Here is a 26134-nt window from a genome sequence, read left to right as displayed (position 1 = left end):
AAAACGGCATTCTAAGAAAATATTTTCTAACTATTAAATAATTTAAATTCAATCATTTATGTGGTTAAGTAATTCATCTGTAGGAAGGAAAGTGGTGATGAGCGTTACCGGTATCGCCCTTGTCCTGTTTCTGACATTTCACATGGCGATGAACCTTGTTGCACTGGTTTCGGCCAACGGCTACAACATGGTTTGTGAATTCCTGGGAGCAAACTGGTATGCATTGGTGGCAACCGTAGGTTTGGCTGCTTTGTTCATCATCCACATCATCTACGCTTTCTGGCTGACTATGCAAAACCGCAAAGCACGCGGTAACGAGCGCTATGCTGTGGTAGACAAGCCGAAAACTGTGGAATGGGCTTCTCAAAACATGCTTGTGCTGGGTATCATCGTTATCGTAGGCCTCGGCCTGCACCTGGTAAACTTCTGGGCTAAAATGCAGCTTCCCGAGTTGATGCACAACATGGGCGCACATGCCGACACGCTTACCCTGGCATACGCTGCAAATGGCGTTTATCACATCCAGAACACCTTCTCCAACCCGGTATTCGTAGTGCTTTACCTCATTTGGCTGGGCGCATTGTGGTTTCACCTGACTCACGGTTTCTGGAGTTCCATGCAGTCTCTGGGCTGGAACAACAAAGTATGGATTAACCGTTGGAAATGTATCTCCGACATCTATTCCACTATCATTGTTGTATGCTTCGCCCTGGTAGTTGTCGTATTCTTCATCAAATCACTGATGTAAGGCGGCGCTTGCTGATAAATTATTATAAATGATTAAATTGTAATAGCATTATGACTAAGATAGATTCTAAAATACCGGAAGGACCGGTAGCAGAGAAATGGACTAACTATAAAGCTCACCAAAAATTAGTGAACCCCGCCAACAAGCGCCGTTTGGACATCATCGTAGTAGGAACCGGACTTGCCGGAGCCTCTGCCGCCGCTTCCCTCGGCGAAATGGGTTTCAAGGTATTCAACTTCTGTATTCAGGACTCCCCGCGCCGTGCACACTCTATCGCCGCACAAGGCGGTATCAATGCTGCAAAGAATTACCAGAACGACGGCGACTCCGTTTACCGCTTGTTCTACGATACGGTTAAGGGCGGCGACTATCGTGCCCGCGAAGCCAACGTTTACCGTCTGGCCGAAGTATCGAACGCTATCATCGACCAATGCGTCGCACAAGGCGTTCCCTTCGCCCGCGAATACGGCGGCCTGCTCGACAACCGCTCTTTCGGCGGTGCACAGGTTTCGCGTACATTCTACGCCAAAGGCCAGACCGGCCAGCAATTACTGCTGGGTGCATACTCCGCACTGAGCCGCCAGGTAAACGTAGGAACCGTAAAACTGTTTACCCGTTATGAAATGCAGGATGTCGTTCTCGTAGACGGACGTGCCCGCGGTATCATCGCAAAGAACCTCGTAACCGGCAAGCTGGAACGCTTCGCTGCCCATGCAGTAGTCATCGCTACCGGCGGTTACGGAAATACCTACTTCCTCTCTACCAATGCAATGGCATGTAACTGTTCCGCAGCTATGGCATGCTACCGCAAAGGCGCCTGGTTCGCCAACCCGGCATACGTACAAATCCACCCGACGTGTATCCCCGTTCACGGCGACAAACAGTCCAAGTTGACCCTGATGTCCGAATCGTTGCGTAACGACGGCCGTATCTGGGTTCCGAAGAAATTGGAAGACGCCAAGAAACTGCAAGAAGGTACGCTGCAGGGCAAAGATATTCCCGAAGAAGACCGCGACTACTACTTGGAGCGCCGTTATCCGGCATTCGGTAACCTCGTTCCGCGCGACGTTGCCAGCCGTGCAGCCAAAGAACGCTGCGACAAAGGCTATGGTGTAAACAACACCGGACTTGCCGTATTCCTCGACTTCAGCGACGCAATCAACCGTCTGGGCAAAGACGTAGTAGCCCAACGTTACGGCAACCTCTTCGATATGTACGAAGAAATCACCGACGTAAGCCCGTACGAAAACCCGATGATGATTTATCCGGCTATCCACTACACAATGGGCGGTATCTGGGTTGACTACGAACTGCAAACCTCTATCAAAGGCCTGTTCGCTATCGGCGAGTGCAACTTCTCCGACCACGGAGCCAACCGCCTCGGCGCCTCCGCATTGATGCAAGGTCTTGCCGACGGTTATTTCGTATTGCCTTACACTATACAGAACTACCTTGCCGACCAGATTACGGTTCCCCGTTTCTCTACCGACCTGCCCGAGTTCGCTGCCGCCGAAAAGGCTATCCAGGAGAAAATCGACTGGATGATGAACATCAAGGGTAAGAAATCCGTAGACTCTATCCACAAAGAGCTGGGTCATGTAATGTGGGAATACGTCGGCATGGGACGTACTGCCGAAGGCCTGAAAGAAGGATTGAAGAAAATGAAAGAAATCCGTAAGGAATTCGAAACCAACCTCTTTATCCCCGGCGACAAAGAAGGCATGAACGTAGAGCTCGACAAGGCTATCCGCCTGTACGACTTCATCACAATGGGCGAACTGGTAGCATACGATGCCCTGAACCGCGACGAAAGCTGCGGCGGCCATTTCCGTGAAGAATACCAGACCGAAGAAGGCGAAGCCAAACGCGACGACGAAAACTTCTTCTACGTTGCTTGCTGGGAATACCAAGGCTCCGACGAGAAAGCCCCGGTATTGCTGAAAGAACCGCTGGTATACGAAGCAATCAAGGTACAGACTCGTAACTATAAGAGCTAATCGGGAAGTTGAACATTTAAAGAATTAAAGAAAATGGATAAAAATATATCATTTACGCTCAAGGTATGGCGCCAGAAGGGTCCGAAAGCAAAAGGCGCTTTTGAAACATACCAAATGAAAGATATTCCGGGCGATACTTCATTCCTCGAAATGCTGGATATCCTGAACGAACAGCTCATCAGCGAAGGTAAAGAACCGGTAGTATTCGACCATGACTGCCGCGAGGGTATCTGCGGCATGTGCTCCCTCTACATCAACGGACATCCGCATGGACCTGCAACAGGTGCTACCACCTGCCAGATTTACATGCGCCGCTTCAACGACGGCGACACTATCACCGTAGAACCGTGGCGTTCCGCCGGTTTCCCGGTTATCAAGGACTTAATGGTAGACCGTACGGCATACGACAAGATTATGCAGGCAGGCGGTTATGTCAGCGTACGTACGGGTGCTCCCCAGGACGCCAATGCTATCCTGATTCCGAAACCCATTGCCGACGAAGCTATGGATGCCGCTTCCTGCATCGGTTGCGGTGCTTGTGTAGCTGCCTGCAAGAACGGCTCAGCCATGCTGTTCGTTTCTGCTAAGGTAAGCCAGTTGAATCTGCTGCCTCAAGGCAAGCCGGAAGCACTGCGCCGCGCCAAAGCCATGTTGAGCAAAATGGACGAGCTCGGTTTCGGTAACTGTACGAATACCCGTGCCTGCGAGGCCGAATGTCCGAAAAACATCTCTATCAGTAACATCGCACGCCTGAACCGCGACTTTATCATTGCGAAACTGAAAGACTGACCCGTACTTCCACATTTGATTAATATCACGAATAACTCCTCTGCCGGAACCGGCAGGGGAGTTATTGTTATTATACAAGAAGTCCGGAAATAGAAGCACAGAACCCAACACGACAAAACCACAGCAAAACTACAGTAAAACCGCTCCAGACAAGAAATATAAGAAAAACCGCCTCGGCAAGAACCACCTTAAACAGGCTGAAGCACAGGACTCGGAGATACAGAAGACGAAGCATCCGCATCATCCCCCTTCCTTAAACTCCGGGGAGACAGCCCGAAATTCTTCTTGCAGAAGTTAGAAAAATGAGGCAAAGACTCGAAGCCATACCTATAACAGATTTCGGAAATCGTAGCATCCGTTTGCTGGAGGTCATAGAGGATACCTTCCTTCCTGCGCTCCTGCATCCACTCGTACACCGGTTGGTGGAATACAGAAGTAAATATGCGGCGGAAAGTCGTAACCGTATATCCTCCCAAGCGGGCAAGTTCCTCGACCGTCTTGACTCTGCCGTAGTTTTTCAGCACGAAATACTGAAAACTGTCGGTGTACTTCGACAGCGGGTGCACTAACATGGAAAGCTCGTAGTCCGAATAATAGTGCCACAGAATAAAGGCAAGCTCCTTCTGCTTGAACAGCATCAGCTCCCTGCATATCTTCTCCCCCGCCAGGTAAGCTTTGGAAGCCTCCAAGAAGAAATTCAACTCGGGACAGATTTTCAGAGGAAAGAAAATAAGGGGCGGAACCACCTCCTCCACGACATGCCGGTAACCCCCTTCGCAGAAAAATTCCGGCTGTACGAACCGGTAACATACGCATTCCACATCCGTCATGGCAAGAACCTCATACCTCGAACCGATAGCCTGGAGGATAAACTCACCCGCATGCAACCTCACCCCGGGATACTCCTCGCTATTGACGAGCACCTCGCCTTTCAGAAGAAACATGATAACATTATCCTCGCACTTAGACACGACAAGGTGGAAACCCCTGCCATGAGAAGCATACAGAATGAGATTGTCCACAGCTTTGGGACATTTCAGACAATCGATGTCGGCCGCTCCACAAGCGGGAAAGTCATACATGGTGGGGCAGAATGTTTCTATTTGTTTGCAGCGGCAAAAATAAACATAAACACCCGACAAAAAAAAGATATTCCCCGAAAACTTCTCCTTTCGAAATTTTCGGGGAAACATTGAAGTATTATAAAAGAATCAGGATTTCCGTATTCGGACAATTACAGTCCGGTAGAAGTTCCGTTTTCATCCGTCCATACATCTACCTTAGGAGTAAACTTGATAGGAGCGGCATTGTTAGTCAACGTCAGTGTATAACGCACATTCTTTCCCATTCCCCAGCTTCCCGTAAGCGTAACTGCCTTCGTGTCGTTCCAAGTATATTCAGCCGGCTTATCCGTTGGCGCAGCGGTATAGGTAACATCCAGGGTCACCCCCGTCAAATCCTGGGGCATCAGCATAAACAAAGCGTTACCCGAAGTCTCGAACGATGCAGACGCACCGGTATCCGCCGTAGTCGTAGTAACCGACACGGGCGTACCCGCATATTCGTACGTTACACCTGCGGCAGACTCTGCCAGATTGCCCCAGCCACCTACGGAACTGGTCCCGTCGAAAGTGAAAGTCGCCTTATCCTTAGCACCTTTAATCACCAGCTTCGATACAGTGTAGATAAAATCCGCCGCATCGCCTTTAATAGTAAAATTCACCTGGGTCAATAAATGCTGGAAAGGAAGGGAAAGAGCCGTTTCGGACTTAACCTGGTCTATCACGTTGGCGGCAACCAAATCTTCCTGGTCGGCAACCGCTTTCACGGTATAGTCGAATGTAGGATAACCAGCAGTAGTCGCAACATCCAAAGTCTGTACCGGCGAAGTGGCAAAGAATTGCAGTTTGCCGGAAACAGGCCAGTAACGTGTCCCCGTATACTGCCATTCCGTAGCAGGTTTTGTTACCTCGACATCATCCATGAAACCTGTACTCAACTGTACGTCCGTTCCCATTGCATCCGCCGTTTTATAAGCACTCACGGTAAACGTAGTAAAGTTATCGGTAGTAGTTACCACCGCTTTCGTACCTGCCTTCACCACTGTACCAAATGTTATCTCCACCTTCGTACTTTCATATTCGAATTCTTCATTTTCAGCGCAACTCACCATTGCTACGGCAGCCAGCGCCACCCATAAAATCTTTTTCATAACCACTTGTCTTTTTTAATTAATATATCAATCCTTTCATATTTCTCCGTTACACAACAATACCCACATCGGTTTCATCGTCCCAATCGCCCACATCGCCGTCAATACCCCCGTTGCTGCCTTCCCCCGCAGTCGCCTCTACCGTAATCTGCCCGTTGGGAACAGGCACTTCAATAGGTATCTCCCTACCGGGAGCAGGCGGCATCTCCTCTCCGCCGGGGAGCGGAGGCATTATCAAATCGCCAATATCCACCTCCACCTTCTGTACCCGCGTATCCACCCTGATAATCTTAATCATCAGTACCACCGGGTTATCTGCACGTGTAACAGCACTTTCCGGGCTTATGAAATGCGAGAAACGCCCTCGCAACATTCCGTCCTTACAAGCAGTCTCCACACAGACAGGCGCCCCGGCGGGTATGCACCTCCTCTTACCGAGAAAATACTCCCCGTTCAATCCGCTGGCATGGCACACGATAGCTGCTATATTCTCCATACCGTTCACCTTTATGCCGAACGAATAACTGCTTACCGCCCGTTCCGGCTTCAGTTTCATCGGGACAACCGTTTCGCTTTTCATTACCTCCACATCGTCCGATGCCGCTACATAAAGTTCGTCCGGCGACCAAACCATATCCTCTCCCGTATCTATGCCCGTGCACGGCTCCGTATAAGCCCTGATAGTCTCGTAACTCTCATCATCCTTTATACAGACACTCTCCGTATCGTAATTATAGGCGACCACTGCATAGTTGCCGGGAGGCACTCTCATCTCCCCGCCTGTGGCAGGCAGGTAGCCTTCCACCTTCCGCCCTTCGGCATCTTTCGGATAAAATATCACCCGCACCGTCTCCGGCAGCTTCTCCGTAACATCCGTCCAGTCCAGCACTATCTGTACACCGCTGACAGGATAATCGTCCAGTACTTCCCGGAAACCACATCCCGACAGCACTGCCGCCGACAGGCAGGACAGAAACATCAGCAAACCATATCCTACCTTCTTCACTGCATTCATCTCCCTGCCTTTATATGCCACACTAAAGAAACCTTCGCCTTCGTGGGGCCGATAAAGTGATAGCGGCCGCCATTAGCCCAAACCAAATCTCCTTTGTAAGAAGTATATTTACGGTACTCCGTCGTCAAATAACCTATTCCCAAACTGAACTCCACAGCAAGGCATCCGGCAATCCGGCGGGCATATCCACAGGTCAGCCCCGAAGCCATGTAATACCTGCCCCGGACGCCGTTCTCCTCCTTCAACTGGAAATCGTACGCTCCACCCTCCGTATACGCCCCCAGGAAATACCCTGTCAGCCTATTGCGCACTCGTCTGTTGCCCAACCAGTAACGAACTTCCATACCTCCCGAAAGAAGCTGATAACAGAAATCGTGTCTGCTGTTCAGCCACCAGGGGCACTTATATTCGGTATTCAAAGACCACCTCCGTCCTATCGAAAGTTCCACCTCCACATTCGGAGCCAGCACCAAATCATACAGTATATTATTCTTCAAAGCTATAACGACACCCTGCGACGCACGGACATCCCGCCCCGCAATTCCCGGAACGGACGGAATAACTTGCACGGCATTCATTTCCACAGTAACCCTTTCCGCCGCCGGCAGCACCCTCCCGGGAGCCACCCGCATTTCCGTTGCAGCAAGTTCCCCGGCTCTTACAGCATACCTGCCTATCCGCGGAAAAACGGACTGAGACAAATAAGCATACGCCGCACCTCCGTCCAGATAGTGCAACAACTCCTCCAGCCTGCCGAAATTCCCGTAATGATGCCGAATCAGCATCAGAACCTCCTCCCTGTCCGGTACATCCGCATCGGCAAGTACCCAACGATAAGTCTCCTCCCACTCATCCGCCACGGCAACCGTATTTTGCGCCGCACCATTTACAGGCGTCAACGCACCTGCCCGCATATATACCCTCCCCGACATCAAAAAAAAGAGTATCACAAGAACTGTTATATCGATGCGGTTCATCATATCTTTGCGTTGCATGCAATCAAAAGTAAACTATTAAAATTAATAAAATACGGAAAATCCAACTCTTTTAGAGCTCTGGCAGGTTCTGTGAAACGATTGGAAGCTTTTCGCAACTTATGCAAGTTCCGGTACGGACAAAAAGGAAGAACACCCCGTATCCGAAGGAATGATACGGGCATTCCCTGCCCGACAAATAATTATCATATAGTCAGCATAAGCCTTTTATTTAAGACACAATGTCAAATCGTGTACGAAAACAGTAAATATCCGTGAAAGAAAATTAAAAGAATTTCCGAAAAGAATAAATATTTGGAAGATACCGGGAGAAATCCTACATTTGCTACGTGATTTTTTTCATAGTATTAGATTTAAGGTTAACAAAGGTTGGAGTACGGCGGTACTCCTTTTTTTTATGCCAGCAAACGGTACATCCCTCCGACCAGCGTCCTTACCAGCCCCTTCATCTCCAGCCCAAAAAGCAAGGCGCTCATGCGTCCTACGGGAATATCCGCCTCCACAACGAGCACATTGATATGCACATCTCCCCGGCGTGCCAATATGCGCACCACCATTTCTTCCTCCTCCGTCAGTCCCGGGAACAAGTCGCGCTGAACACCCGTCGCCCCGGACGGGCTCGCTGCTTCCGCCCAGCCCATTGCCTTCACAAAGTCTCCGGCATTCTGTATAAGCGCTGCCTTATTGTCTTGTATCAGCCGGTTGCAACCCACAGACGCGACATCGCCTACCCGCCCGGGAACAGTAAAACAGTCGCGGTGATACCCTCCGGCCAAATCTGCGGTAATCAAAGAACCGCCTTTGGCGGCAGATTCCACGACGACCGTCGCGTCGCACATTCCCGCTACGATGCGATTACGACTGACAAAGTTATACTTGTCCGGATTGGTTCCGGTAAGGAATTCGGTAAGCAGGCCGCCGTTTGCCAACATATCGACCGCCGTTTTGCGATGCACAAAGGGGTAGATGCGGTCTAGCCCGTGAGCCAGTACGGCAACCGTGGAAACATTGTTTGCCAGGGCGGCACGGTGCGCATGGATATCGATGCCGTAAGCAAGCCCGCTCACCACCAATACATCGGGAAGAAGGACGGACAAGTCGCGCACGAAATCCGCACAAAACTGCTTGCCATAGTCTGTTGCACGGCGTGTACCTACCATATTGACAACATGCAGGCGATTGAAATCTGCATTTCCCTTGAAGAACAAGACAAGCGGAGCATCCTCGCATTCCCGCAGGCGCGAGGGATAAGCCTCATCTATCAAAGTCAGGCAAGCCAGGCGGTTCTTCTCTACGAACTCCATTTCGCGCCCGGCACGGAGAAAAGCCGCCGGACAGTCGAGGGCGGTAACCACAGAAGGAGATATTCCGGGCAGAAGCTCCGGCAGCTCCCTGCGCCGCCTGAAAACGTCGGCAGCGCTTCCCGCACCGTCTACCAGACGTTTTGCCCCGATATGCCCTATACCGGGACAAAGCGTAAGAGCTATGCTGCAAAGACGTTCGTCGTCACTCATGACCGAGGTAAGGGGCAAAGACGTTATCGAATAACTCGCTGTCGCTTAAACGTCCGTTCACCACACATACCGTTTCAACCACCGCCTTAATGGCTACCTTATTATCGCTTTTCCGGAAAATATCCTGATAGAACACATACTTGATGCCCTCTTTCCTCATTGCCAGCTTCGACACGAACTCATCGCCGCTTTTCAGCGGCGTCTTGAAAGCCATATTGATTCGCGCCACCACCGGGTCTACCCCCTGCTCGTGGAGCGCGGCGAAGCCGATGCCCGTACTCGCCAGGAACTCGTGCCGCGTATGCTCCAGGTAATGCTGGTAGTTGGCATTGTTGACGATGCCCTGCAGGTCGCACTCGTAGTCGCGCACCTTCATCTGCAATTCATAGATATAATTCATTATGAGACATTTATTATTTGACTATCTGCTGTCTACTACCCAATAGTTAACCGCGCTTGTTCTCTATATCCAAACCTTTGAACTTCTTCAGTTCCTCTACGGAAACCAGTTTGTAGAGTTTGTCGCTGGGACGTATTTTGTCCGCCTTCATTGAGAAATGTTCTCCCTTCCTCACGGTCTGTACGGGTTTCAAATCCACGCGCGCCTCTTCCAATGTAGTAAATACGGCTCCCGTTGTAGGTCCCGTTATCAGCAGCTTGTCGCCTACGTTGATTTCGGCAGCTTCCACCAAGAACTCCGCCACACCGATATTCGAGAAATAGCGGATACCCTTGCCTACGTAAATCTTGCGCTCGGTGGCGGCAGAGCCGTAATTCCGGGTCCATTCGCCCAGGCGCTGTCCCAAGTAATAGCCGTCCCAGAAGCCGCGGTTAAAGACCGTTTTCAGGCGCTCGTCCCACGCAGCTATCTTCTCGTCGGTAAACGTACCGTCCACATACGAACGGATAGCCTCCTTATAACACTCCACTACGGTACGTACGTACTCCGGGCCGCGGGCACGCCCTTCAATCTTGAACACACGCACGCCGGCATCCAGCATTTTGTTCATAAAGTGAATGGTTTTCAGGTCTTTGGGCGACATAATGTACTGGTTGTCTATATCCAGCTCCACATCCGTCTCCTTATCGCGTACGGTATAAGAGCGGCGGCACACCTGCATGCAAGCTCCCCTATTGGCAGAATGGTTCATCTCGTGCAGGGAGAGGTAACACTTGCCCGATACCGCCATACATAAAGCACCGTGACAGAACATCTCGATACGTATCCGTTCGCCGCCCGGACCACAGATATTCTCCTCGCAGATATGACGGTAGATTTCCGCCACCTGTTCCAGATTCAGCTCGCGCGCCAGCACCACCACATCGGCAAATTGGGCATAGAAACGCAGCGCCTCCACATTCGAAATGTTCAATTGGGTAGACAGATGCACCTCCTGCCCTATCTGCCGGGCATAGCTCATCACCGCCACATCCGCCGCAATCACCGCCGAAATGCCTGCCGCCTTCGCCGCATCCACAATGGTACGCATCAACGGAATATCGTTGTCATATATAATGGTATTCACCGTAAGATAGCTTTTCATGCCGTGCTCGTCGCAGGTACGAGCTATCTCGCGCAAATCATCTATTGTAAACGTATTTGCCGAACGGGCACGCATATTCAGATTTTCGATACCGAAATAAATAGAATCCGCACCTGCCTGGATAGCAGCCGCCAAAGATTCGCGCGAGCCTACCGGCGCCATAATCTCGAAATCACTGATAGAGGGCATAAGCATTAATTAAAGATTAAGAATTGAAAAAGGGGAAGAGACAGACCTGTAAGTACATCATTATCCACCGCTTTATACTTTTCACTATAAACTTATGTGCAAAGGTAGGCTTTTTTCCGTACTTTTGCAGGCAAATCCCGTTAGATTATGAAGATTAAAGATATAGACCTCGGCAAGTACCCCATACTGCTCGCCCCTATGGAAGATGTCACCGACCCGGCTTTCCGCCTGATGTGCAAACATTTCGGGGCAGACATGGTATATACCGAATTCGTATCGAGCGACGCACTGGTACGCTCCGTAAGCAAGACCGAACAGAAGCTGAACATCAGCGACGAAGAGCGTCCCGTAGCCATACAGATATACGGCAAAGACACGGACACCATGGTAGAAGCGGCACGGATTGTGGAACAGGCGCACCCGGATACCCTGGACATCAACTTCGGATGCCCCGTGAAGCGCGTAGCCGGCAAGGGAGCCGGAGCCGGGATGTTGCAGAACATCCCCAAGATGCTGGAGATAACCCGTGCCGTAGCAGACGCAGTAAAAATACCCGTCACCGTAAAAACCCGCCTCGGCTGGGATGCCGGCAACAAGATTATCGTAGACCTGGCAGAACGGTTGCAAGACTGCGGCATCTCCGCCCTGACCATACACGGCCGTACCCGTGCCCAGATGTACACCGGCGAGGCGGACTGGACTTTAATCGGCGAAGTGAAGAACAACCCCCGCATGCACATCCCCATTATCGGCAACGGCGACGTCACCACCCCCCAGAGAGCCAAAGAATGTTTCGACCGCTACGGAGTGGACGCCGTAATGATAGGCCGTGCCAGCTTCGGCCGCCCCTGGATATTCAAAGAAGTGAAACACTACTTAGAGACAGGCGAGGAGATGCCCCCGCTCAGTTCCGAATGGAAGCTGAACGTACTCCGGCAGGAAGTGGAAGACAGCGTAAAGCTGCTGGACGAACGGAGAGGCATCCTGCACGTACGCCGCCACCTGGCTGCCAGTCCGCTGTTCAAGGGTATTCCCAACTTCCGGGACACACGCATCGCCATGTTACGGGCGGAGACGAAGGAGGAGTTGTACCGCATCTTCGACAAGATTGCCGGCCTGCTGTAAGTGGAAACACTTATCCGCCCACGCCCTTCCGCAGAAAAAAATCACCCCTTCCGCAAAGAACGTATGTACGACACCCGGATGTGGGCATGTCTGACACCCGGATGTCGTACATACCCACACCCGGGTGTCAGACGTGCCGAGACCCGGGTGTCGTGCATACCTCCGCCACAAAGGCGAATATCTTCATATACCGGAATAAAGAACGGGAAAGGCTTTACCTGAACATCGGCTGCGCAAACCACCGCTTGAACATCCACGTTACCGCCACATAAAGGGCAATGGCAGAGAAGAAACCCACGATAGCATCTATCAGGTAATGCGCCTGGATATATACCGTAGCCCCGCACAGCAGCAGATAGAAAGGAAACAGCCAGGCGAACAGACGCCTGCTGCCCCGCCATGCCATAATCATCAGAATGGTGGACATACCTACGTGCGAGCTGGGAAAAGCAGCCGTGGGACGCTCGCCCACTTGTTGCGAACTCTCTACCAGGTTATAGAAGAATCCGTGTTCGTACCCCGGACCGGGCAGTAATTCCTGGTTGTGGTTGAAATAATCGCCGATAGCGGGGAAGACACCCTGCGCCACATTATCGTACCCGATAGCCGGGAAATAGAACTGCGGCCCTGCTACCGGCACGAAAATATAGAACAGGTAATAGATAAAGAAAGCGGTGACTATCACGAACGACACTTTCTCGAAAAGCTCGAAACGATAGAGGAAATACCATACCACCACCAGGAGAATCATCGGATAGTAGAAGAAGTAACCCATATTGAACGGCTCGCTGACCCATATCTGGGGAAAATGCCAGGAGAACCACACGGCAGGCTGCCCGCCGAATATCCACTGCTCGGCAGCGGCGAAAATGTGGTCGAGGTTGGGGAAGATACGATTGAACTCGAACGTATCGGGATACCAGTAGGAAAGCAGCGACATCTGAATGGTGATGCGGACGAAGGCAGAAAACTTGCAAGGCGCAAGCCGGTAAAGATACATCAGCAGGAATGTCATGCCCGCAATCATGGCACGGTCGGCAAGCATCTGCACCGGATGATCCATTTCTTGGAAAAGAAACAGTATGAGAATGGAAGTCAACAGATTATATATCAGTGTAATCTTCTCTACCGCAAAAAGCCCCTTACGGGTTTCTACTCTCTTGAATAAGTCTAAAGCCATCCTTTATCTTTATACCAGGCAATGGTTTCCTTTACCCCCCGTTCCAAATCGTACCCGGGACTGTAACCCAGTTCTTCGATAGCCGGAGTGATATCGCACTGCCAGTTGCGTTGTTTCATTATTCTATACTTGTCCGAATTGAGCGTACTGGTGGTATTCCTGCGCTTCGCCCAGTATTCGGCGAGCAAAGATACTACTTTCAATATAATTAACGGGCATCTCAGGCGAATTACAAACGGATTGCCCAATTCTTTCCGTATCAAATCGGAGAAAGCGCGGCTCCGGTACACCTTACCGTCCGCCAGGAAATAGGTGCGGCGCGAAACCTGTTTCTCTATTCCTAAGAAAACGGCCTGCACGATATCCTTGACGTAAACGAACGTCAAGTCCTGCCGCCGGCAGCCTACCGAGAAGTCGGTATGCTGCCGGATAGATTTCGCCATTAAAAAATAGTCCTTCTCACGCGGTCCGTAAACACCCGTAGGACGGTAAATAACGTACGGGAAGCCCGGTATGCCCTGCAAATAAATCTCCGCCTTCAGCTTGCTGAGTCCGTAGGCGGTATTAGGCCGGGGGGTATCCGTTTCCGTAATCGGAGTGTAGGTCTTTTCGCGCACCGGTCCGAACACGCTCAGCGTGCTGATGAAAATGAACTGCCGGGGAATCATGTTCAACTCCCGCAGCGTATCTACGAAATACTTGGTCTGCAAGTAGTTCACCCGGTCGAAATCGTTCTTGTCCACACACTTCGTAGCTCCGGCGCAATGGATGATATAATCGAACTTGCTGTACGTTCCCTTATGGCCGGAGAGTTGCGCACGAAGCTCATTCGGGTGGGCGAAATCGAGCTCGAGGAAGTGTATCCTACGGTCTTGCAGGTACTCCCGGCTACTGGACGAACGGATACCCGCCCACACACCGAACTTGCGCCTCAACGCTTCTTCCACGATGAAACTTCCGATAAACCCGCTCGCTCCTGTTACTAAAACCGACTCCACGCTGCCAATTACAAATTACGAATTACAAACAATTTTCCTCTCTTCTCGCCGTCTCCGTACGGATGTTGGCGGGGAGCCTCTGCCTAAACCGTTCCCTCCGGGGACGATACGGCAACTCCAGTTCCTCTCCCTCTGTCGCTGCAAAGATAGTGCAAACCGGGAGTAAAAACAAACCCGTCCGCCCGTACCGGAACAAAGCCTGCCTTCGCCCGGCAAATATATGCAATAATCCATTACGGACGGCCGTTCTTCCATTATTTTCAACGTAACAGCGAGATTTTAAAGGGATATTGAACTACCGAAAACAATTATTTGTTTACTTTGCAAAGGAAGAGTGTGTAACGACACGCCTGCACGCTATCGCATTAGCATATTAATACATTATCATTATGGCCAAAAAGAAAGAAAAGAAAGCCGGCAAACGCATGAAGAAGAAAGAGCTCGTTGCCGCGCTCATGGAATTTTTCCATTCGAAAACCGACGAAGTACTGTCCCTAAAATACATCTTCGAACAATTGCACCTCACTACGCATCCGCTGAAAATGCTGTGCATGGATATCCTGTCCGAACTGTCGGACGACGATTACATCACCGAGGTGGACAAGCATAAATACAAGCTGAACAACCACGGCGTGGAGATGACCGGCACTTTCCAGCGCAAGAGCAACGGCAAGAACTCGTTCATTCCCGAAGGCGGCGGCGACCCGATTTTCGTAGCCGAGCGCAACTCGGCGCACGCCATGGCAGGTGATAAGGTGCGCATCGCCTTCTACGCCAAACGTCGCGGACGCGAAGCCGAAGGCGAAGTCATCGAAATCCTGGAACGCGCCAACGACACCTTCGTAGGGACGTTGGAAGTTGCCAAGTCGTACGCCTTCCTCGTTACCGAGAACCGTACGCTTGCCAACGATATCTTCATCCCCAAAGAGAAGCTGAAAGGCGGAAAAACGGGCGACAAGGCAGTGGTGAAGATTATAGAATGGCCGGATAAGGCCAAGAACCCTATCGGGCAGGTTATCGACATCCTGGGGAAAGCCGGAGAGAATACCACCGAAATGCACGCTATCTTAGCGGAATTCGGTCTGCCGTACGTCTACCCCGCCGCCGTAGAAAAGGCTGCGGACAAGATTCCGGCGGAAATTCCGGCAGAGGAATATGCCAAACGCGAAGATTTCCGGGGTGTAACCACCTTTACCATAGACCCCAAGGATGCCAAGGACTTCGACGACGCCCTGTCTATCCGCAAGTTGAAAGACAACCTCTGGGAAGTAGGAGTACACATCGCCGACGTGACGCATTATGTAAAAGAAGGCGGCATCATCGACAAAGAAGCTGAGAAACGTGCAACGTCCGTTTACCTCGTAGACCGTACTATCCCGATGCTGCCCGAACGGTTATGCAACTTCATCTGCTCGCTGCGTCCCGATGAGGAGAAGCTGGCTTACTCCGCCATTTTCGAAATGACGGGGAAGGGAGAGGTAAAGAACTCGCGCATTGTGCACACAGTCATCAAGTCCGACCGCCGCTTCACTTACGAGGAGGCACAGCAGATTATCGAAACCCGGGAGGGAGATTTCAAGGAAGAAATCCTTAGGCTGGATGCATTTGCCAAGATATTGCGCGAAAAGCGGTTTGCCGCCGGAGCTATCAACTTCGACCGCTACGAGGTGAAATTCGAAATCGACGAGAAAGGTAAACCCGTCAGCGTATATTTCAAGGAGTCCAAAGACGCCAACAAGCTGGTGGAGGAGTTCATGCTGCTTGCCAACCGTACCGTGGCCGAGAAAATCGGACGCGTGCCCAAGGGCAGGAAGCCGAAGATATTCCCATACCGTATCCACGACCTGCCAGACCCGGAGAAGCTGGACAACCTGTCGCAATTCATCGCCCGCTTCGGGTATAAGCTGCGTACCAGCGGAACCAAAACCGATGTTTCCAAGTCTATCAACCACCTGCTGGACGACATCCAAGGCAAGAAAGAGGAGAACCTCATCGAAACCGTGTCTATCCGTGCCATGCAGAAGGCGCGTTATTCCGTGCATAACATCGGCCACTACGGGCTGGCGTTCGACTATTATACTCATTTCACCTCGCCTATCCGCCGTTATCCGGACATGATGGTGCACCGACTACTGACCAAGTACCTGGATGCGAACGGCCGGAGTGTTTCCGAGCAGAAGTACGAGGCGCTTTGCGAGCATTCCAGCAACATGGAGCAGATTGCCGCCAATGCGGAACGTGCCTCTGTAAAGTACAAACAGGTGGAGTACATGACGGAGCGCCTGGGGCAGACTTACGACGGCGTTATCTCCGGCGTTACCGAATGGGGGCTGTACGTCGAGCTGAACGAGAACAAGTGCGAGGGAATGATTCCTATCCGCGACCTCGACGACGATTACTACGAATTCGACGAAAAGAATTACTGCCTGCGCGGACGCCGGAAGAAACGTACATACAGTCTCGGCGATGCCATTACTATCAAGGTGGCGCGTGCCAACCTGGAGAAGAAGCAACTGGATTTCGCATTGGTCGAATAAACAGGTTTAGCATTGTCCATTACAAAAATTCGCATACACATACATGAAAACGATTACTATTACAGACCGCACGCAAATAGAGGATATCATCCGCAAATGCCCTTATTGTACGGTAGGAATGACCGACGAAGAAGGCAATCCGTACGTAGTACCCATGAACTTCGCCTGGGAGAACGATACCGTTTACCTGCATTCGGGCCCCGAAGGGAGGAAAGTGGAAATGGCGACACGTCATCCGCAAGTCTGCATCAACTTCTGTGAGGGGCACGAACTGGTGTATATGCATAAGCAGGTGGCATGCAGTTACAGTATGAAATCGCGCAGTGTCATCTGCAAAGGCAAGGTACGCTTTATCGAGGATATGGACGAAAAGCGCCGGATACTCGACATCCTTATGAAACAATATACCGATAATACATGCAGCTATGCCGAACCTGCCGTACGGAACGTGAAAATATGGGAGGTAAAAGTGAACGAGATAAGTTGTAAATCGTTCGGGCTGCGGCCGAGTGAGATAAAATAAGCGAGTGAGATAAAATAAGAATGAAGGTGTCAAATTCACCGCAGGATTACACAGATTGAAAATTAAATAATTGATTATCAAGATAGATAATCTGTAAAAATCTGTGTAATCCTATGATAAATAAGATTTTTTGGGCATACCTTTATTTTCCGTCATAAAGGATATTCCTCAAAAGCATAAAGCAACGTCGACAAATAGCGTTCCCCCGTATCGGGCAGCAGCACCACGATGTTTTTGCCCTCGTTCTCCGGCAACTGTGCCAACCGGATTGCAGCGTTGACAGCCGCTCCCGAGGAAATTCCTACCAACAGACCCTCGTACTTAGCCAACTCCCGGCCTGTACGGATAGCATCGTCGTTGGACACCTGCATAATCTCGTCTACCACCGTGCTATTGTAATTCCTCGGAACGAAGCCCGCACCGATACCCTGGATTTTATGCGCTCCCGGTTGTCCGCCCAACAATACCGGAGAGTCCTCCGGTTCCACGGCTACAATCTTCACCGCGGGGTTATGCTTCTTCAAGGCCGCACCGACACCGCTCACCGTTCCGCCAGTACCTACGCCGGCAACGAATATATCGACTTTGCCGTCCGTATCCCGCCAAATTTCCTGTCCGGTAGTGCACTCGTGTACGGCAGGGTTGGCCGCGTTATCGAACTGCTGTAAAATCAATGAACCGGGAGTAGCCGCTTGCAGCTCCTCGGCACGCGCTATGGCTCCCTTCATGCCGCCTGCGCCGGGCGTCAGGACAAGTTCCGCTCCAAGGGCTTTCAGCAGGCTGCGACGCTCCGTACTCATTGTATCCGGCATGGTTAGAACCAGCCTATACCCCTTGGCAGCCGCCACGAATGCAAGCCCTACCCCCGTATTTCCGCTGGTCGGCTCAATAATCGTTGCGCCGGGCTTCAACAAACCTTTCGCTTCCGCATCTTCTATCATGGCAAGCGCCACACGGTCTTTTACACTGCCCGCAGGATTAAAATATTCCAGCTTGGCAATCACACGGGCTTTCAGCTCTTTATTCCTACCGTAATTATTCAGCTCCAGCAAAGGAGTATTACCTACCAAATCGGTGAGGTGTCGCGCTATTTTTTTCATAATTCATCTTGTCTTTACCGCAGCCTGTACCGGCCTGCACCGTCCCTGACCTGCCGGCTTACACCGGCCGTACGAACCGGCACAATATGCAGCGGGTTATCGATAATGCAAAGGTACGATGCCGCCCGCTCTTTCAAAATACCACAAATATGGTAAATCCATACTATAAATGAGGGATATGTAGGAAAATTGGCGAGTATTTTATACCTTTGTAGCCACTTTATTAATAAAGGATATCATAATGAGTCCACTTAATTTTACTCACATCCTGACACAAGCAGTCGATGAGCTATCGGAAAGCGAATCTTACAAAGGACTGTTTCACCAGCATACGGACGGCAACCCACTGCCTTCAGCTAAAGCACTGTGCGATATCATCGAACTTGCACGCGCCATTATCTTCCCCGGATATTTCGGAAACTCCACGGTAAACAGCCGTACGGTAACCTACCACATCGGCGTCAATATAGAAAAACTATTCGACCTGCTGACCGAGCAGATTCTTGCAGGGCTTTGCTTCGGCAGCGACGACGAATGCAGCGGCTGTACCGAATTCCAACGCGAGGAAGCCGCATCGATTGCCGCCGAATTCATCAGCCACCTGCCCGGACTGCGCCGCATATTGGCAACAGACGTAGAGGCCGCCTACAACGGCGACCCCGCCGCCCACTCATTCGGCGAGGTCATCAGTTGCTACCCCGCAATCCGCGCTATCAGCAACTACCGTATCGCACACGAGCTGTTAGCGCTCGGCGTGCCTCTTATCCCGCGTATCATAACCGAAATGGCACATAGCGAAACCGGAATAGACATTCATCCGGGAGCCGTGATAGGCAGCCACTTCACGATAGACCACGGCACAGGCGTGGTAATCGGCGAAACATGTATCATCGGCAACAATGTAAAACTGTATCAGGGTGTAACCCTCGGAGCCAAAAGCTTCCCGTTAGACGAGGACGGCAAACCGATTAAAGGCATTCCACGGCATCCGATACTGGAAGACAACGTCATCGTATATTCCAACGCCACCATATTGGGGCGTATCACCATTGGGAAGGATGCCACCGTAGGCGGCAACATCTGGGTAACGGAAGATGTGCCGGCAGGTGCGAGAATCGTACAGCCCAAAGCAAAAAAATAAAGAACTCACAACCCGTAACATATTAAACTGAAAATAAACAGATGAGCGAACAATCATTCGAGATGATTGCCAAGACTTTCCAGGGACTGGAAGAAACACTGGCACAGGAGCTAACCTCTTTAGGAGCAGACGAGATACAGATAGGACGCCGTATGGTATCATTCTGCGGAGACAAGGAAATGATGTACAAGGCGAACTTCTGCCTGCGGACTGCCATACGCATCCTGAAACCTATCAAACATTTCGTTGCGAAGAACGCCGACGAGGTGTACGAGCAAATCAAGGAAATCCACTGGGAAGACTACCTGGATACCGATAAGACGTTCGCCGTAGACGCAGTCGTGTTCAGCGAAGAGTTCCGCCATTCCAAGTTCGTATCCTACAAGGTGAAGGATGCCATTGCAGACTATTTCCGGGAAGCCTACAACAAACGCCCGTCTGTACGTATCAGCAAACCGGACGTGCTACTGAACATCCATATTGCAGAAACCAAGTGCACCCTTTCCCTCGACTCGTCCGGCGAGTCCCTGCACCGCCGCGGTTATCGCCAGGAAGCCGTCGAAGCCCCCTTGAACGAAGTGCTGGCTGCCGGCATGATACTGATGACGGGCTGGCACGGCGAATGCGATTTGATAGACCCGATGTGCGGTTCGGGCACGATACCCATTGAAGCAGCATTGATAGCCAGGAACATCGCACCGGGCGTATTCCGCAAAGAGTTCGCCTTCGAGAAATGGGTTGATTTCGACCAGGAGCTGTTCGACAAGATTTACAATGACGACAGCCAGGAGCGCGAATTCGCCCACAAGATATACGGATACGACAACAACCCGAAAGCCCACGAGATAGCGACCCACAATATAAAGGCGGCAGGAGTATCCAAAGACATAACGCTGAAATTACAACCTTTCCAGCAGTTCGAGCAGCCCGAAGAAAAGGCCGTCATCATTACCAACCCGCCTTATGGGGAACGCATATCGACGAACGACCTGCTGGGCTTATACTCAATGATAGGCGAGCGACTGAAACACGCATTTACGGGAAACACCGCATGGATACTCTCTTACCGGGAAGAATGCTTTGACCAGATAGGGCTGAAACCGGCTGCCAAAATACCCCTATTCAACGGCGCCCTGGAATGCGAGTTCCGCAAATACGAAATATTCGACGGGAAATACAAGGAATTCAAAAAGCAGGAGAACGGAAACGAAGAAGGCGGCGACTGGGGGGAACGTAAACCCTACGCACCGAGAGAAAGAAGAGAATTCAAGCCGGGAGAAAGACGTGAGTTCAAGTACGGCGAAAAGAGAGAATTCAGACCCGGCGAGAGAAAAGAGTTCAGGCCCGGTGAAAGGCGTGACTTCAAATCCGGCGAAAGGAGAGAATTCAAACCCCGCGAATACAGAAAGCCGGCAGACGGAGAATGGAAACCGAAACGGGAGTTCGATAAGGAACGCAAACCGGAAAGTTTCCGGAGACGGGAGAACGAACGGAACAACGACTGATGCTGTTATAAAGTGAAAAGCTATGAACATAAAGAGAACCGGTAAAGCAATCGTGGCGCTGCTGCTTACAGCACCCGCTTTATTTACAACTGAGCTTATGGCACAAGATTCGAAGAAACCTACCCTGGAAGACCTCATTCCCGGCGGCGAGACTTACCGCATCGCCGACAACCTGCCGGGCTTGCAATGGTGGGGCGACGTATGCATAAAGCCCGGCATCGACTCGTTATTCGCCGTCAACCCCAAGACAGGAAAGGAGACACTGCTCACAACACGGGAGAAAGTAAACCAGGTACTCAACTCGCTGATAACTCCTACCGGAACGGCTGCGGCATCCGACCGCAAAGGCGAAGGCAAGAGAAACAAAGTACAACATTTCTACAACACAGAATTCCCGTGGCCGGACAAACCGCACATGCTTATCAAGCTGCCCGGAAGATACATCGTCTACGATTTCGATAAGGACGAATTCGTTGCAGGTATGCCGCAGGCAGGAAAAAAGAATGGCAGCAACATCGACTACACGCCCGAAGGCGGACATCTTGCCTACACCGTAGGCAACAATCTCTACGTAGACAACCAAGCCGTAACCGACGAACCCGAGGGCATCGTATGCGGGCAGACCGTGCACCGTAATGAATTCGGCATCGGCAAAGGAACTTTCTGGAACCCACAGGGAAACTTGCTGGCATTCTACCGCATGGACGAAAGCATGGTTACGCAATATCCGCTCGTAGACATCACAGCCCGTATAGGCGAGGTAAACCCGGTGCGCTATCCAATGGCAGGCATGACCAGCCACAAAGTAACCGTAGGCATTTACAGCCCCGACACCCAAAAGACCGTTTACCTGAATACCGGAGACCCTACCGACCGCTATTTTACCAACATCAGTTGGGCGCCCGACGGCAGAAGCCTCTACCTCATAGAGCTGAACCGCGACCAGAACCACTCCAAACTCTGCCGTTACGATGCGGAAACCGGCGAATTAACAGCCACTCTCATCGAAGAAACACATCCCAAGTACGTAGAGCCTCAACAGCCTATACTGTTCTTACCCTGGAGCGATACCCGGTTCATCTACCAAAGCCAGCGGGACGGCTACAATCATTTGTACCTTTACGATACGGACGGAAAACTTATCAGGCAGCTTACAAAGGGCGAGTGGCTGGTACAGCAAGTACTGGGCTTCAACTCCAAGAAAAAAGAAATCATCATTGCCTCCACAGCAGCATCGCCTTTGCAAAGCAACTTGTATAAGGTAAATGTAAACACAGGCAGATGTACCCCCTTAGATAACGGAAAAGGCATACACAACGGCATACTTTCCGCTTCGGGCAATTACCTCATCGACCGGTACTCGGCTCCCGATACCCCCCGCAAGATAGACATAATCAATACGCAAAACAGCAAAAGCATAAACCTGCTGGTTGCAGCGAACCCCTACGAAGGCTTCATCATGCCTACGATAGAGACGGGCACAATCAAGGCAGCCGACGGCAAGACCGATTTATACTACCGCCTTATCAAGCCTGCCGACTTCGACCCGGACAAGAAATACCCCGCAATCGTCTACGTGTACGGCGGCCCCCACGCCCAGTTAGTTACCAATGGCTGGATGAACGACGCACGCGGCTGGGACCTCTATATGGCAAATAAAGGCTATATCCTGTTTACACTCGACAACCGCGGCAGCAGCAACCGGGGGCTGGAATTCGAGAATGTCACCTTCAGGCACTTAGGCATCGAAGAAGGCAAAGACCAGGTAAAAGGAATAGAATACCTGAAAAGCCTGCCTTATATAGATGCCTGCCGCATCGGTGTCCACGGCTGGAGTTTCGGCGGGCACATGACTACCGCACTCATGCTCCGCTATCCGGAGATATTCAAAGTGGGCGTTGCCGGCGGACCGGTTATCGACTGGAGATTTTACGAAATAATGTACGGCGAGCGCTATATGGATACGCCGCAGACAAACCCGGAAGGTTACGGACAATGCGACCTGAAAAACCTCGCGGGCGCATTGAAAGGACACCTGCTTATCATACACGACGACCACGACGACACGTGTGTGCCCCAGCATACCCTGTCCTTCATGAAGGCATGCGTCGATGCGCGCACCTATCCCGATTTATTTATCTACCCCGGACACAAACACAATGTACTGGGGCGCGACCGCGTGCACCTGCACGAAAAGATAACCCGCTATTTCGAGGATTACCTATAAACACATAAACAGTTTCAACCGTTAACAATCTAAACATACCTATACAATGAAAATATTATTGCTTGGCTCAGGTGGCCGCGAACACGCTTTGGCTTGGAAGATTGCACAAAGCCCCAGAATAGAAAAACTGTACATCGCTCCCGGCAATGCAGGCACAAATGCAGTAGGCGAGAATGTGGATATAAAAGCCACGGACTTCCCCGCCCTCAAAGAGTTTGCCCTCGGGCATGAAATCGACATGATTGTAGTAGGCCCCGAAGACCCGCTGGTACAAGGCATCTTCGATTACTTCAAGGAAGATGCCGCTACACGGCATATCGCCATTATCGGCCCTTCGGCAAAGGGAGCGCAACTGGAAGGCAGTAAGGAGTTCGCCAAAGAATTCATGCTGCGCCACAATATCCCCACCGCCCGCTACAAAAGCGTAACCGCCGACACACTGGAAGAAGGGCTTGCCTTCCTCGAAACCCTCACCGCTCCCTACGTACTGAAGGCCGACGGCCTTTGCGCAGGCAAGGGCGTACTGATTCTCCCCACCTTAGAGGAAGCCCGGAAAGAGCTGAAAGAGATGCTCGGCGGCATGTTCGGCGACGCCAGCGCCACCGTAGTCATCGAAGAATTCCTGAGCGGAATAGAATGCTCGGTATTTGTACTGACCGACGGCGAGCACTATAAAATACTGCCCGTAGCCAAAGACTACAAACGCATCGGAGAAGGCGACAAAGGACTGAACACCGGCGGTATGGGCAGCGTAACGCCCGTTCCCTTCGCCAACGGCGAATTCATGGAAAAGGTACGCCGACGCATCGTCGAACCCACCATAAACGGCTTACGCACAGAAGGCATCCTCTACAAAGGCTTCATCTTCCTGGGACTTATCAACGTACAGAACGAGCCGATGGTTATCGAATACAACGTCCGCATGGGCGACCCCGAGACAGAAAGCGTCATGCTGCGCATCAAGAGCGACCTCGTAGACCTCTTCGAAGGCGTGCACCAGGCAGACCTCGATACCAGGATAATGGAGCTTGACCCGCGTACCGCCGCCTGTGTAATGTTAGTCAGCGGCGGCTATCCCGAAGCGTACCGGAAAGGCTATCCCATTAGCGGGTTCGACCTTGTCGAAGCTACGGACAGCATCCTGTTCCATGCCGGCACAGCCGTGAAAGACGGCCGTACCGTAACCAACGGCGGACGCGTCATAGCAGTCTGCTCGTATGGAGAAACAAAAGAAGAAGCATTAGAGAAAAGCTATAAAGCGGCAAACATGTTGAGCTTCGAGGGCAGATACTTCCGCCGCGACATCGGATTCGACCTTTAACGACCGATGAGGAGCCAAAGATTCCAAAACCGGGTTACGGCGGGACGCCTCACACTTCCCGCCGCTATCTTCATATCAGTAACCTGCTGGGTACTGAGCGCCGTCCTATTGCCCGGTTCAGACATACGGAAAGAGAGCTACCCCTTGTGGGAGGCATTCCGCAACGCATGCATCCCCGCCTGGGGCAACCGCCTCTCCAGCTTTCTACTGTACTCCGTCATCGGGTACTTCCTTATCGGACTGAACAACGCATTCGCTATCATCCGCATGCGGGCATCGGTACAGACCGCCATTTACTTCCTGCTGGTTTCCGTCTGCCCTGCCATACACACCGTATATACCGGAGACCTGGCAGCGGTTATCTTCCTGATAGCCCTGTACTTCCTGTTCAGAAGTTACCAGCAGCCCAAGCCGGCGGGCTACCTTTTCCACGCCTCCGTATTCATCGGAACCGGCAGCCTGCTTTTTCCGCAACTGACGTTTTTCATGCCCGTTTTCTGGATAGGCGCCTACAGCTTCCAGTCCCTCCACCCTAAAAGCTTCTCGGCATCGCTCATCGGCTGGAGCGTACCCTATTGGTTCCTATTGGGATATGCCTATATTTCCGGGCAAATGGAACTGTTCTGCCAGCCATTCCGGGAGCTGGCGGACTTCCGGCCTATACGGTTCGGCTTCCAACCCTGGGAGCTGGCTACAACCGGATACCTGCTCCTTTTATATATAGTAAGCTCCAGCCATTGCCTCGTCACCGGCTACGAAGACAAAATACGCACACGCAGCTACCTGCACTTCCTGATATTCCTGAACTTCTGTATTTTCGTGTACATGGGACTGCAACCCGCACTCTACCCCCACTTGCTATCCCTGCTACTAATCGGCATCAGTATTCTTACAGGACATCTGTTCGCATTGACCAACAGCCGTAGCTCCAACATATTCTTCATCATCATGCTTGCAGGATTATTCATCTTATTCGGATTCAACCTATGGACGCTTTTACAGATACACTGATACGACTGCTGATTGACTGGGGATATGTCGGGCTGTTCATTTCCGCCCTACTGGCAGGAAGCATCATACCGTTCAGCTCCGAGCTGGTGATGATAGCGCTCGTCAAGGTAGGGCTGAACCCTGCCGTCTGCGTCGTTGCGGCAACGTTAGGCAATACGGCGGGCGGCATGACCTGCTATTACATGGGACGCCTCGGCAAGACGGACTGGATTGAGAAATACTTCAAAGTAAAGAAAGAAAAGATAGACAAGACACAACGGTTCCTGCAAGGCAAGGGAGCGCTTATGGCATTCTTCGCCTTCCTGCCCTTTATCGGGGAGGCTATCGCCATAGCACTGGGCTTTATGCGCAGCAACGTCATGCTGACTACGCTTTCCATGTTCGCAGGAAAACTGATACGGTATATCGCCATGCTGCTGGCACTGCAAGGAGCTTTGTCGGCGATTGGCGCCTAACGGACAAC

The 26134-nt window shown here is 51.5% G+C and carries 22 protein-coding genes; 12 read left to right on the top strand and 10 right to left on the bottom strand.

Annotated elements, in window-relative coordinates:
• The first annotated feature begins 58 nt into the window (after window positions 1–58).
• The 3 genes from C233_RS0101690 to C233_RS0101680 are packed head-to-tail and all read left to right on the top strand — an operon-like array spanning window position 59 to window position 3534.
• Window positions 59–748 carry a fumarate reductase gene (locus tag C233_RS0101690; protein ID WP_026314689.1) on the top strand — a complete coding sequence of 230 codons (690 nt, stop codon included), beginning with the start codon at window positions 59–61 and terminating at the stop codon, window positions 746–748.
• Window positions 749–798: 50 nt separating this feature from the next.
• A complete protein-coding gene (locus C233_RS0101685) occupies window positions 799–2745 on the top strand; it encodes a fumarate reductase/succinate dehydrogenase flavoprotein subunit (RefSeq protein ID WP_018665746.1) in 1947 nt (648 codons plus the stop codon).
• A 33-nt stretch (window positions 2746–2778) separates the two neighbouring features.
• The gene (locus C233_RS0101680; RefSeq protein WP_004291708.1) at window positions 2779–3534 is read left to right on the top strand and encodes a succinate dehydrogenase/fumarate reductase iron-sulfur subunit; all 756 of its coding nucleotides are present in this window, start codon (window positions 2779–2781) and stop codon (window positions 3532–3534) included.
• A 188-nt stretch (window positions 3535–3722) separates the two neighbouring features.
• Here the strand turns inward: C233_RS0101680 and C233_RS0101675 are convergent, their stop codons facing one another.
• From C233_RS0101675 to C233_RS0101645, 7 genes are all read right to left on the bottom strand, one after another.
• Window positions 3723–4616 carry a helix-turn-helix transcriptional regulator gene (locus C233_RS0101675; RefSeq protein WP_025068543.1) on the bottom strand — a complete coding sequence of 298 codons (894 nt, stop codon included), beginning with the start codon at window positions 4614–4616 and terminating at the stop codon, window positions 3723–3725.
• A gap of 152 nt (window positions 4617–4768) precedes the next feature.
• Window positions 4769–5746: a fimbrillin family protein gene (locus C233_RS0101670; RefSeq protein ID WP_018665743.1), complete on the bottom strand. Its 978-nt coding sequence runs from the start codon at window positions 5744–5746 to the stop codon at window positions 4769–4771.
• Window positions 5747–5795: 49 nt separating this feature from the next.
• Window positions 5796–6761, bottom strand: a complete 966-nt coding sequence (locus C233_RS0101665) for a DUF5119 domain-containing protein (protein WP_018665742.1) — start codon at window positions 6759–6761, stop codon at window positions 5796–5798.
• Complete coding sequence (locus C233_RS0101660; protein ID WP_018665741.1) at window positions 6758–7756, bottom strand: DUF3575 domain-containing protein; 999 nt, start codon at window positions 7754–7756, stop codon at window positions 6758–6760. The genes C233_RS0101665 and C233_RS0101660 overlap by 4 nt, the downstream gene beginning before the upstream one ends.
• A gap of 395 nt (window positions 7757–8151) precedes the next feature.
• The gene (gene dprA, locus C233_RS0101655; RefSeq protein WP_018665740.1) at window positions 8152–9270 is read right to left on the bottom strand and encodes a DNA-processing protein DprA; all 1119 of its coding nucleotides are present in this window, start codon (window positions 9268–9270) and stop codon (window positions 8152–8154) included.
• A complete protein-coding gene (locus C233_RS0101650; protein WP_018665739.1) occupies window positions 9263–9670 on the bottom strand; it encodes an acyl-CoA thioesterase in 408 nt (135 codons plus the stop codon). The genes dprA and C233_RS0101650 overlap by 8 nt, the downstream gene beginning before the upstream one ends.
• 46 nt (window positions 9671–9716) lie before the next feature.
• Window positions 9717–11003 carry a peptidase U32 family protein gene (locus C233_RS0101645; protein ID WP_018665738.1) on the bottom strand — a complete coding sequence of 429 codons (1287 nt, stop codon included), beginning with the start codon at window positions 11001–11003 and terminating at the stop codon, window positions 9717–9719.
• A 147-nt stretch (window positions 11004–11150) separates the two neighbouring features.
• Between C233_RS0101645 and dusB the strand changes: the two genes are divergently transcribed.
• Entirely contained in the window at window positions 11151–12128 is a 978-nt protein-coding gene (gene dusB / locus C233_RS0101640; protein ID WP_018665737.1) for a tRNA dihydrouridine synthase DusB, read from the top strand.
• A 214-nt stretch (window positions 12129–12342) separates the two neighbouring features.
• Here the strand turns inward: dusB and C233_RS0101635 are convergent, their stop codons facing one another.
• Both C233_RS0101635 and C233_RS0101630 read right to left on the bottom strand, forming a co-directional pair.
• Window positions 12343–13308, bottom strand: a complete 966-nt coding sequence (locus C233_RS0101635; RefSeq protein ID WP_018665736.1) for a phosphatase PAP2 family protein — start codon at window positions 13306–13308, stop codon at window positions 12343–12345.
• Window positions 13299–14306, bottom strand: a complete 1008-nt coding sequence (locus tag C233_RS0101630) for an NAD-dependent epimerase/dehydratase family protein (protein ID WP_018665735.1) — start codon at window positions 14304–14306, stop codon at window positions 13299–13301. Before C233_RS0101630 ends, C233_RS0101635 begins: the two co-directional genes overlap by 10 nt.
• 389 nt (window positions 14307–14695) lie before the next feature.
• Here C233_RS0101630 and rnr point away from each other — a divergent pair, with 389 nt between their 5' ends.
• Both rnr and C233_RS0101620 read left to right on the top strand, forming a co-directional pair.
• Window positions 14696–16843, top strand: coding sequence for a ribonuclease R (rnr, locus tag C233_RS0101625; RefSeq protein ID WP_018665734.1), 2148 nt, complete (start codon window positions 14696–14698; stop codon window positions 16841–16843).
• 43 nt (window positions 16844–16886) lie between these two features.
• Entirely contained in the window at window positions 16887–17366 is a 480-nt protein-coding gene (locus tag C233_RS0101620) for a pyridoxamine 5'-phosphate oxidase family protein (protein ID WP_018665733.1), read from the top strand.
• A gap of 152 nt (window positions 17367–17518) precedes the next feature.
• Here C233_RS0101620 and cysK read toward each other — a convergent pair whose 3' ends face one another.
• Window positions 17519–18466 (bottom strand): cysteine synthase A, encoded by a 948-nt coding sequence (gene cysK / locus C233_RS0101615; RefSeq protein ID WP_018665732.1) that lies wholly within the window; start codon window positions 18464–18466, stop codon window positions 17519–17521.
• A gap of 241 nt (window positions 18467–18707) precedes the next feature.
• Here cysK and C233_RS0101610 point away from each other — a divergent pair, with 241 nt between their 5' ends.
• Genes C233_RS0101610 through C233_RS0101585 form a run of 6 tightly spaced genes read left to right on the top strand, consistent with a single transcriptional unit; the run spans window position 18708 to window position 26126 of the window.
• Window positions 18708–19607, top strand: coding sequence for a serine O-acetyltransferase (locus C233_RS0101610; protein ID WP_018665731.1), 900 nt, complete (start codon window positions 18708–18710; stop codon window positions 19605–19607).
• Between the two features lie 41 nt (window positions 19608–19648).
• The gene (locus C233_RS0101605; RefSeq protein ID WP_018665730.1) at window positions 19649–21112 is read left to right on the top strand and encodes a THUMP domain-containing class I SAM-dependent RNA methyltransferase; all 1464 of its coding nucleotides are present in this window, start codon (window positions 19649–19651) and stop codon (window positions 21110–21112) included.
• Window positions 21113–21134: 22 nt separating this feature from the next.
• A complete protein-coding gene (locus tag C233_RS0101600; protein ID WP_018665729.1) occupies window positions 21135–23339 on the top strand; it encodes a S9 family peptidase in 2205 nt (734 codons plus the stop codon).
• Window positions 23340–23385: 46 nt separating this feature from the next.
• Window positions 23386–24660, top strand: a complete 1275-nt coding sequence (gene purD / locus C233_RS0101595) for a phosphoribosylamine--glycine ligase (RefSeq protein WP_018665728.1) — start codon at window positions 23386–23388, stop codon at window positions 24658–24660.
• Window positions 24661–24666: 6 nt separating this feature from the next.
• Window positions 24667–25671, top strand: a complete 1005-nt coding sequence (locus C233_RS0101590) for a hypothetical protein (protein WP_018665727.1) — start codon at window positions 24667–24669, stop codon at window positions 25669–25671.
• On the top strand, window positions 25647–26126 hold the full coding sequence (locus C233_RS0101585) for a YqaA family protein (protein ID WP_018665726.1): 480 nt from the start codon (window positions 25647–25649) through the stop codon (window positions 26124–26126). Before C233_RS0101590 ends, C233_RS0101585 begins: the two co-directional genes overlap by 25 nt.
• Window positions 26127–26134: the final 8 nt, after the last annotated feature.

This window comes from Bacteroides gallinarum DSM 18171 = JCM 13658 (genome assembly GCF_000374365.1).
In the GTDB taxonomy this organism is placed as follows: Bacteria; Bacteroidota; Bacteroidia; order Bacteroidales; family Bacteroidaceae; genus Bacteroides; species Bacteroides gallinarum.
This window is presented reverse-complemented; position numbering and strand designations above follow the sequence as displayed.

Excerpts from the sequence above, each read along its gene's own strand:
- C233_RS0101675 (WP_025068543.1), bottom strand. The coding sequence starts at position 4,616 with ATGTATGACTTTCCCGCTTGTGGAGCGGCCGACATCGATTGTCTGAAA.
- C233_RS0101670 (WP_018665743.1), bottom strand. The coding sequence starts at position 5,746 with ATGAAAAAGATTTTATGGGTGGCGCTGGCTGCCGTAGCAATGGTGAGT.
- dprA (WP_018665740.1), bottom strand. The coding sequence starts at position 9,270 with ATGAGTGACGACGAACGTCTTTGCAGCATAGCTCTTACGCTTTGTCCC.
- C233_RS0101680 (WP_004291708.1), top strand. The coding sequence starts at position 2,779 with ATGGATAAAAATATATCATTTACGCTCAAGGTATGGCGCCAGAAGGGT.
- C233_RS0101620 (WP_018665733.1), top strand. The coding sequence starts at position 16,887 with ATGAAAACGATTACTATTACAGACCGCACGCAAATAGAGGATATCATC.
- C233_RS0101660 (WP_018665741.1), bottom strand. The coding sequence starts at position 7,756 with ATGCAACGCAAAGATATGATGAACCGCATCGATATAACAGTTCTTGTG.
- C233_RS0101600 (WP_018665729.1), top strand. The coding sequence starts at position 21,135 with ATGAACATAAAGAGAACCGGTAAAGCAATCGTGGCGCTGCTGCTTACA.
- C233_RS0101645 (WP_018665738.1), bottom strand. The coding sequence starts at position 11,003 with ATGCCCTCTATCAGTGATTTCGAGATTATGGCGCCGGTAGGCTCGCGC.
- C233_RS0101650 (WP_018665739.1), bottom strand. The coding sequence starts at position 9,670 with ATGAATTATATCTATGAATTGCAGATGAAGGTGCGCGACTACGAGTGC.
- C233_RS0101665 (WP_018665742.1), bottom strand. The coding sequence starts at position 6,761 with ATGAATGCAGTGAAGAAGGTAGGATATGGTTTGCTGATGTTTCTGTCC.
- C233_RS0101605 (WP_018665730.1), top strand. The coding sequence starts at position 19,649 with ATGAGCGAACAATCATTCGAGATGATTGCCAAGACTTTCCAGGGACTG.
- dusB (WP_018665737.1), top strand. The coding sequence starts at position 11,151 with ATGAAGATTAAAGATATAGACCTCGGCAAGTACCCCATACTGCTCGCC.
- C233_RS0101610 (WP_018665731.1), top strand. The coding sequence starts at position 18,708 with ATGAGTCCACTTAATTTTACTCACATCCTGACACAAGCAGTCGATGAG.
- C233_RS0101585 (WP_018665726.1), top strand. The coding sequence starts at position 25,647 with ATGGACGCTTTTACAGATACACTGATACGACTGCTGATTGACTGGGGA.
- cysK (WP_018665732.1), bottom strand. The coding sequence starts at position 18,466 with ATGAAAAAAATAGCGCGACACCTCACCGATTTGGTAGGTAATACTCCT.
- C233_RS0101590 (WP_018665727.1), top strand. The coding sequence starts at position 24,667 with ATGAGGAGCCAAAGATTCCAAAACCGGGTTACGGCGGGACGCCTCACA.
- C233_RS0101635 (WP_018665736.1), bottom strand. The coding sequence starts at position 13,308 with ATGGCTTTAGACTTATTCAAGAGAGTAGAAACCCGTAAGGGGCTTTTT.
- purD (WP_018665728.1), top strand. The coding sequence starts at position 23,386 with ATGAAAATATTATTGCTTGGCTCAGGTGGCCGCGAACACGCTTTGGCT.
- rnr (WP_018665734.1), top strand. The coding sequence starts at position 14,696 with ATGGCCAAAAAGAAAGAAAAGAAAGCCGGCAAACGCATGAAGAAGAAA.
- C233_RS0101690 (WP_026314689.1), top strand. The coding sequence starts at position 59 with ATGTGGTTAAGTAATTCATCTGTAGGAAGGAAAGTGGTGATGAGCGTT.
- C233_RS0101685 (WP_018665746.1), top strand. The coding sequence starts at position 799 with ATGACTAAGATAGATTCTAAAATACCGGAAGGACCGGTAGCAGAGAAA.